The sequence below is a fragment of the Streptomyces pseudogriseolus genome (assembly GCA_002154585.1).
GTDB classification, from domain to species: Bacteria; Actinomycetota; Actinomycetes; order Streptomycetales; family Streptomycetaceae; genus Streptomyces; species Streptomyces pseudogriseolus.
The window spans coordinates 1-6,661 of the sequence record MUNG01000523.1; the positions used below are offsets into that span (position 1 = coordinate 1).

Sequence of the window (6,661 nt, forward strand, 5' to 3'; positions counted from 1 at the left end):
GGCGGCGAGCACGGCGACGGCCGCCGACACGCCCTGTCCGGCCGCGGTGAAGGGGGCGAGGGTCTCCTGGCCGCCGGAGCGGACCGCGTCCGCCGCGAGCAGCAGCGCGACCCAGCCGCCGCCGGTCAGCGCGGGCGCCAGGACGGCGCCGAGCCGGGCCGACAGGGCGAGCGCCGTGGCGGTGAGGGCGAGCGCGGGCAGCAGCCAGCTCAGGGCGAGCAGCCCGTACCCGGGCAGGGCGAGTGTGGCCAGGCCGTTCAGGCCCAGCGCGGCGGCCAGCACGGCGACCGTGCGGATCATCAGCAGCCGGAAGCCGTGCAGGGGCGCGACCACGGCCATCTCGTACGTCGGATCCGTCCTCGGCCCGTACGACAGCGCCACCCCGGCGAGCGGCAGCAGCGGGGCGAGGGCGAGGAAGAGGGTGGGCCGGCCGCCCTCGGTGTGCCCGGCGGTGACGGCCGCGGTGAGCAGCAGCACGGCCGTCACCGCGCCCAGCCAGGAGCGGCGCAGCGCCGGGGTGGCGACGAGCAGCCGGGCCGTGTGGCCGGGGACGCCGAGCCGCAGCAGCAGCGACTCCAGCGGCCCGGGCCGGGGCGCGTCGAGTTCGGCGTCCAGCCGCTCCCAGCCGGCGTCCAGGGCGACGGGGTCGCCGAGGCCCGCGAGGACGGCACGGCAGTGCGCGCACGCCGTCAGGTGGGTGTCGGCCGACCACAGCGCGGGCGGCTCCAGCCCGCCGCGCGCGTAGGCCCGCAGGTCGTCCTCCGGCACGTGCCAGCGCGTGTTCTCGTACGTCATGCCAGCGCCTCCCGAAGCTGCCTGCGGGCCCGCATCGCCCGCGTCTTGACCGTGCCCGGCGGGATGCCGAGCAGGACCGCGGCCTCACGGGTGGTCAGCCCGTCGACCACGGTCGCCTGGAGCACCGCGCGCAGCTCCGGCGACAGCCGCACCAGGGCGCCGGCGAGGTCCCCGTGCTCGACCCCCGCGAGCACGCGCTCCTCCGCCGACACCTCGTCCCGGTGCCGCAGCCGCGCCAGCGCCTGCCGCAGCCGCCCGCGCGCGCCGGCCCCGCGCAGCGCGTCGACCAGCCGGCGTGAGGCGATCCGCCACAGCCAGCCGGCGGCGTCCGCGCCCGCCGCGTCCTCGTGCCAGCGGGCCGTGCCGCGCCACACCGCGAGGAAGGTCTCCTGCACGACGTCGTCGACGAGGGACGCGTCGGCGCACCGGGTGCGCATGCGCGCGGCCAGCCACGGCGCGTACCTCCGGTACAGCTCCTCGAAGGCGCGCCGGTCGCCGTCGGCCGTGACGGCGCGCAGCAGCTCGCCGTCGCTTCTCATCTCGCTCACGTCTCCTCATCGGACGGGGCCCGCCCAGCGGTTCACGCGTTCGCGGTTGACTTTCGCACCCTCCTTGCACCACCCTTTCACTACTCAATTAGTGAAAGGGTGTTGTCGAGTGGTCGACTACCGCATCGACCGGCGCAGCGGCGTGGCCACCTACGTCCAGATCGTGCAGCAGACCAAGCAGGCGATCCGGCTCGGCATGCTGGCCCCCGGCGACAAGCTGCCCACGGCCCGCGAGGTCGTGGAGGCCACCGCCGTCAACCCGAACACGGTGCTCAAGGCGTACCGGGAGCTCGAGCGCGAGGGTCTGGTCGAGGCGCGGCGCGGCCTCGGCACCTTCGTGCGCCGCTCCCTCGGCGCGGCCCCCGCCGACTCCCCGCTGCGCGCGGAGCTGGAGGACTGGGCCGCCCGGGCCCGGGAGTCCGGGCTGGAGCGGGAGGACGTCGCCGCGCTGTTCACCGCCGTCATCGAGACGCACTATCCGCAGCAGGCCGCGCACCCCGCGCCTGCGCACACCCCCCAGGGAGACCCGTCATGACCGTCCCGGCCCTCGAGGCGGACGCGCTCGGCAAGCGCTTCGGCCGGCGCGCCTGGGCGCTGCGCGACTGTTCCTTCCGGCTGCCCGCCGGACGCGTGTGCGCCGTCGTCGGCCCCAACGGCGCCGGCAAGTCCACCCTCCTCGCGCTCGCCGCCGGGCTGCTCGTGCCCACCGAGGGAACCGTCCGCGTGCTCGAAGCCCACCCGGGCGCCGTCCGCGCCCGGGTGGGCTTCGTCGACCAGGACAAGCCGCTGTACCCGCAGCTCACGGTCGCCGAGACGCTGCGCATGGGCGCCGACCTGAACCCCGGCCGCTGGGACGCGGACACCGCGCGCCGGGTCGTGGCCGGCGGCGATCTGGACCCGGACCGGCGGATCCGCGCCCTGTCCGGCGGCCAGCGCACCCGGGTCGCGCTCGCCCTCGCCCTGGGCAAGCGGCCCGAACTGCTGCTGCTCGACGAGCCGATGGCCGACCTCGACCCTCCCCCAGTGCTTTGAAGGCCTGGGGGGACCCCCAGGCCCGGCACGAGCTGATGGGTCTCCTGATGGGCGAGGCCGCCGCCCACGGCACCACCATCGTGATGTCCTCGCACGTCGTCGCCGAGCTGGAGGACTCCTGTGACCACCTGCTGCTGGTCGGCGGCGGCCGGATCCGGCTGGCCGGCGAGATCGACGACCTGCTCGCCGCCCACACCCGGGTGACCGCCCCCGCGGGGGCGGACCTCGGGCCGCACGAGGTCGTCGAGACCCGCACCACCGGCCGCCGGCTCGGCGCGCTGATCCGCCCGGCCGGCCCGCTGCCCACCGACTGGCGCACCGGCACCCCGTCCCTCGAGGCCCTCGTCCTGTCCTACCTGCGCAACCCCACGGCCCCGGCCCTGACCCCCGCGCCCGAGCCCACGGAGGCCGCCGCATGACCGCCGCCCTGACCACCACCCCGGCGGCTCCCGCCGCGGCCCGCCAGCTGCGCTGGCTGCTGCGGCTGCACCGCCCGGCCCTCGTCACCGGCACGGTGGCCACGCTGCTGCTCGGCGCGGCGCTGCTGTGGCTCGGCGGCCCTCTCACCGACGCCTCGGCGGGGGCCTGGAAGGATTTCAACGCCTGCGGCTTCAACCCGCGTTGCTCCTACGACCAGGACTCCATCCTGCTCTACAAGGACCTGTACACCTACACGACGTTCGCCGTGCTCGTCGTGCCGTTCCTGGTCGCCGCCTGGGCCGGCGGCTCGCTGACCGGGCGCGAGACGGAGTCCGGCACGGCCCGCCTCGCCTGGACCCAGGGCGTCTCGCCGGTCCGCTGGCTGGTCTCCCGGCTCACCTTCCCGGCCGCGCTGACCGTCACGGCGACGGGCCTGACGGCCTGGCTGCACCGCAGGGCGTGGACGGCGGGCGAGCACCGCATCGACACCATCAAGCCGTGGTACGACGCCGCCACCTTCTACGCCAACGGCACCGTCCCGGTGGCCCTCGCGCTCACCGGACTGGCCCTCGGCGTCCTCGCGGGACTGCTGCTGCGCCGGGCCATGGCCGCGCTCGCCACGGCCACCGTCGCGCTCGGCGTGCTGTGGGCCCTCGTGCACGCCGCCCTGCCGTATCTGTGGTCCCCGGTCACCAAGGTCAGCGCCCTGACGGCCGGCCCGTCCGGATCGGGCCTCCATGTCGGCGAGGGCGTCCTGACCGCCGACGGCGACCGGCTGGCGGCGCCCTGTCTGAGCGGCGCGATGGACAGCTGCCGCGCGACCCTGGACGAGCTGGGCGCCGTCAGCTTCTACCGGGACTTCCATCCCGCCGCCCACTACTGGCCGCTCCAGCTGGTCGCCTCCGGCATCCTGCTCGCCGTCGCCGCCCTGCTGACGTACGCGGCCTTCCAGGTGGTGCGCCGCACCACGGCAACCGCGCGGGGCTGACGCGCAGGATCCGGCAGGGGGCGTGCCCGCGTGGCGCGCCCCCTCGCCGTGTCCGCCGGTCGTCCTCCCTTGTCGTGTCCCGGCCGGAACACCCCCGCGGGCCACCGCCCGCTGCCCTGGACGTCATGTCGCCGTAACCATGGATTCAGACGGCCTTGCGACGCTCGGTGAATGCGACCCGCCGCGCCAGATCCCTCACCCAGCGGGGTGAACGGACGGTACGGGAGCGCCTCAGGGCCCCCACCGCTCCCACCCGCGCTCTCCGACGCGCCCGTGACGCCCTTCGCGCGGAAGAATGGGGTCATGAGCCAGCCCAACACCCAGGCACAGGTCCAGCACGCGCAGCCCTCCGTGGGCTCCATCGCCGCGCACCGGCCGCACACCGTGGCCGGAACGGTGTCCGATCTGGAACCCGACATCGACGCCGACCTGGACGGCTACGAGGAGGCGCTCACGGAGGGCGCCGTCCCGCTGCCCCAGGGCCGTTTCCTCGACCGCGAGCGCAGCTGGCTGGCGTTCAACGAGCGGGTGCTCGAACTGGCCGAGGACCCCGAGACCCCGCTGCTGGAGCGGGCGAACTTCCTCGCGATCTTCGCCAGCAACCTGGACGAGTTCTTCATGGTCCGGGTGGCGGGCCTCAAGCGGCGCATAGCCACCGGCGTGGCCACCCGCTCCGCCTCCGGCCTCCAGCCGCGTGAGGTGCTGGAGATGATCTGGGCCCGCTCCCGCGAGCTGATGGCCCGGCACGCCGCCTGCTACCACGAGGACGTCGCCCCCGCCCTCGCGGAGGAGGGCATCCACCTGGTCCGCTGGAACGAGCTGGCGGAGAAGGAGCAGGCCCGGCTGTTCACCCTGTTCCGGCACCAGATCTTCCCGGTGCTGACCCCGCTCGCGGTGGACCCGGCGCACCCCTTCCCGTACATCTCGGGCCTGTCGCTGAACCTGGCCGTCGTCGTGCGCAACCCGGTCACCGGGCACAAGCACTTCGCCCGGGTGAAGGTGCCGCCGCTGCTGTCCCGCTTCCTGGAGTGCTCCCCCGGCCGCTACGTCCCCATCGAGGACGTCATCGCCGCCCACCTGGAGGAGCTGTTCCCGGGCATGGAGGTGCTGGAGCACCACGCCTTCCGGCTCACCCGCAACGAGGACCTCGAGGTCGAGGAGGACGACGCGGAGAACCTGCTCCAGGCGCTGGAGAAGGAGCTCATGCGGCGCCGCTTCGGCCCGCCGGTACGCCTGGAGGTCGAGGAGTCCATCGACCGCGAGGTCCTGGACCTCCTCGTGCGCGAGCTGAAGATCTCCGAGGCCGAGGTGTACCCGCTGCCCGGCCCGCTCGACCTGACCGGCCTGTTCCGCATCCACAGCCTGGACCGGCCCGAGCTGAAGTACCCGAAGTTCGTCGCCGGCACCCACCGCGACCTGGCCGAGGTGGAGTCGGCGTCCGCGCCGGACATCTTCGCCGCGCTGCGCAGCCGGGACGTGCTGCTGCACCACCCGTACGACTCGTTCTCCACGTCGGTGCAGGCGTTCCTGGAGCAGGCGGCCGGCGACCCGGACGTGCTGGCCATCAAGCAGACCCTGTACCGGACCTCCGGCGACTCCCCGATAGTGGACGCCCTCATCGACGCCGCCGAGTCCGGCAAGCAGGTCCTGGTACTCGTCGAGATCAAGGCCCGCTTCGACGAGCACGCCAACATCAAGTGGGCGCGCAAGCTGGAGGAGGCCGGCTGCCACGTCGTGTACGGCCTGGTCGGCCTGAAGACCCACTGCAAGCTGTCGCTGGTGGTCCGTCAGGAGGGCGAGACGCTGCGGCGGTACAGCCACGTCGGCACCGGCAACTACCACCCGAAGACGGCCCGGCTGTACGAGGACCTCGGGCTGCTCACCGCGGACCCGCAGGTCGGCGCGGACCTCTCCGACCTGTTCAACCGCCTCTCCGGCTACTCCCGGCGCGAGACCTACCGGCGGCTGCTGGTCGCCCCCAAGTCCCTGCGGGACGGCTTGATCTCACGGATCGACAAGGAGGCGCAGCACCATCGCGCCGGGCGGCCCGCGTACGTGCGCATCAAGGTCAACTCGATGGTCGACGAGGCCGTCATCGACGCCTGCTACCGGGCGTCCCAGGCCGGCGTGCCGGTCGACATCTGGGTGCGCGGCATCTGCGCGATCCGGCCCGGCGTGCCGGGGCTGTCGGAGAACGTGCGGGTACGGTCCGTCCTCGGCCGCTTCCTCGAACACTCACGGGTGTTCGCCTTCGGCAACGGCGGCGAGCCCGAGGTGTGGATCGGCAGCGCCGACATGATGCACCGCAACCTCGACCGGCGGATCGAGGCGATGGTACGGGTCACCGACCCGGCGCACCGGGCCGCCCTCAACCGGCTGCTGGAGACCGGGATGTCCGACACCACCGCGTCCTGGCACCTCGGTGCGGACGGCGAATGGACCCGGCACTCCACGGACGCGGACGGCCAGCCCCTGCGCAACATCCAGGAGACGCTCATTGACGCCCGGAGGCGCCGGCGTGGCACAGCAGCACCATGACCCGGCGGACGTCCTGGCCCGGCATCTGCGGGAGCGGGCGACCGAGTTCCTCCGCGCGCTGCGCCTCCACCGGGGCGCGGCCACACCGGAGGAGTCCGCGGAGGCGGCCCGCGCGCTGAGGCGCGCGGCCCGCAGGATCAGCGCGGGCCTCTACACCTACCAGCCGCTCCTGGACCCCGCCTGGTCCCAGACCCTCGGCCCGGAACTCGCCTGGGTCTCGGGCACCCTCTCCCAGGAGGACGCCTGCACCACCCGCCTCACCCGCCTCCTGGAAGCCCTCCACCGCCTCTCGGGCCCAGCGACCCCGACACCCCCCGCGGCCCGGCGCCCGCCCATGTCG

The 6,661-nt window shown here is 74.3% G+C and carries 6 protein-coding genes and 1 pseudogene; 5 read left to right on the forward strand and 2 right to left on the reverse strand.

Annotated features, from left to right (window positions below; genetic code table 11):
- The coding region (locus CCN29_RS32100) for a cupin domain-containing protein (RefSeq protein ID WP_086686049.1) at window positions 1-795 on the reverse strand (795 nt) is incomplete at its 3' end.
- Window positions 792-1,343 carry an RNA polymerase sigma factor gene (locus CCN29_RS32105; protein WP_031023684.1) on the reverse strand — a complete coding sequence of 184 codons (552 nt, stop codon included), beginning with the start codon at window positions 1,341-1,343 and terminating at the stop codon, window positions 792-794. The genes CCN29_RS32105 and CCN29_RS32100, both read right to left, overlap by 4 nt.
- A 109-nt stretch (window positions 1,344-1,452) precedes the next feature.
- Here CCN29_RS32105 and CCN29_RS32110 point away from each other — a divergent pair, with 109 nt between their 5' ends.
- From CCN29_RS32110 to CCN29_RS32130, 5 genes and pseudogenes are all read left to right on the forward strand, one after another.
- Window positions 1,453-1,878, forward strand: coding sequence for a GntR family transcriptional regulator (locus CCN29_RS32110; RefSeq protein WP_006133983.1), 426 nt, complete (start codon window positions 1,453-1,455; stop codon window positions 1,876-1,878).
- A pseudogene (locus CCN29_RS32115) lies at window positions 1,875-2,794 on the forward strand (ABC transporter ATP-binding protein). The gene CCN29_RS32110 and the pseudogene CCN29_RS32115 overlap by 4 nt, the downstream one beginning before the upstream one ends.
- The gene (locus CCN29_RS32120; RefSeq protein WP_086686050.1) at window positions 2,791-3,783 is read left to right on the forward strand and encodes an ABC-2 membrane transporter-related protein; all 993 of its coding nucleotides are present in this window, start codon (window positions 2,791-2,793) and stop codon (window positions 3,781-3,783) included. Before CCN29_RS32115 ends, CCN29_RS32120 begins: the two are co-directional and overlap by 4 nt.
- A 171-nt stretch (window positions 3,784-3,954) precedes the next feature.
- The gene (locus CCN29_RS32125; protein ID WP_373297248.1) at window positions 3,955-6,321 is read left to right on the forward strand and encodes an RNA degradosome polyphosphate kinase; all 2,367 of its coding nucleotides are present in this window, start codon (window positions 3,955-3,957) and stop codon (window positions 6,319-6,321) included.
- The coding region (locus tag CCN29_RS32130; RefSeq protein ID WP_442538612.1) for a CHAD domain-containing protein at window positions 6,302-6,661 on the forward strand (360 nt) is incomplete at its 3' end. The genes CCN29_RS32125 and CCN29_RS32130, both read left to right, overlap by 20 nt.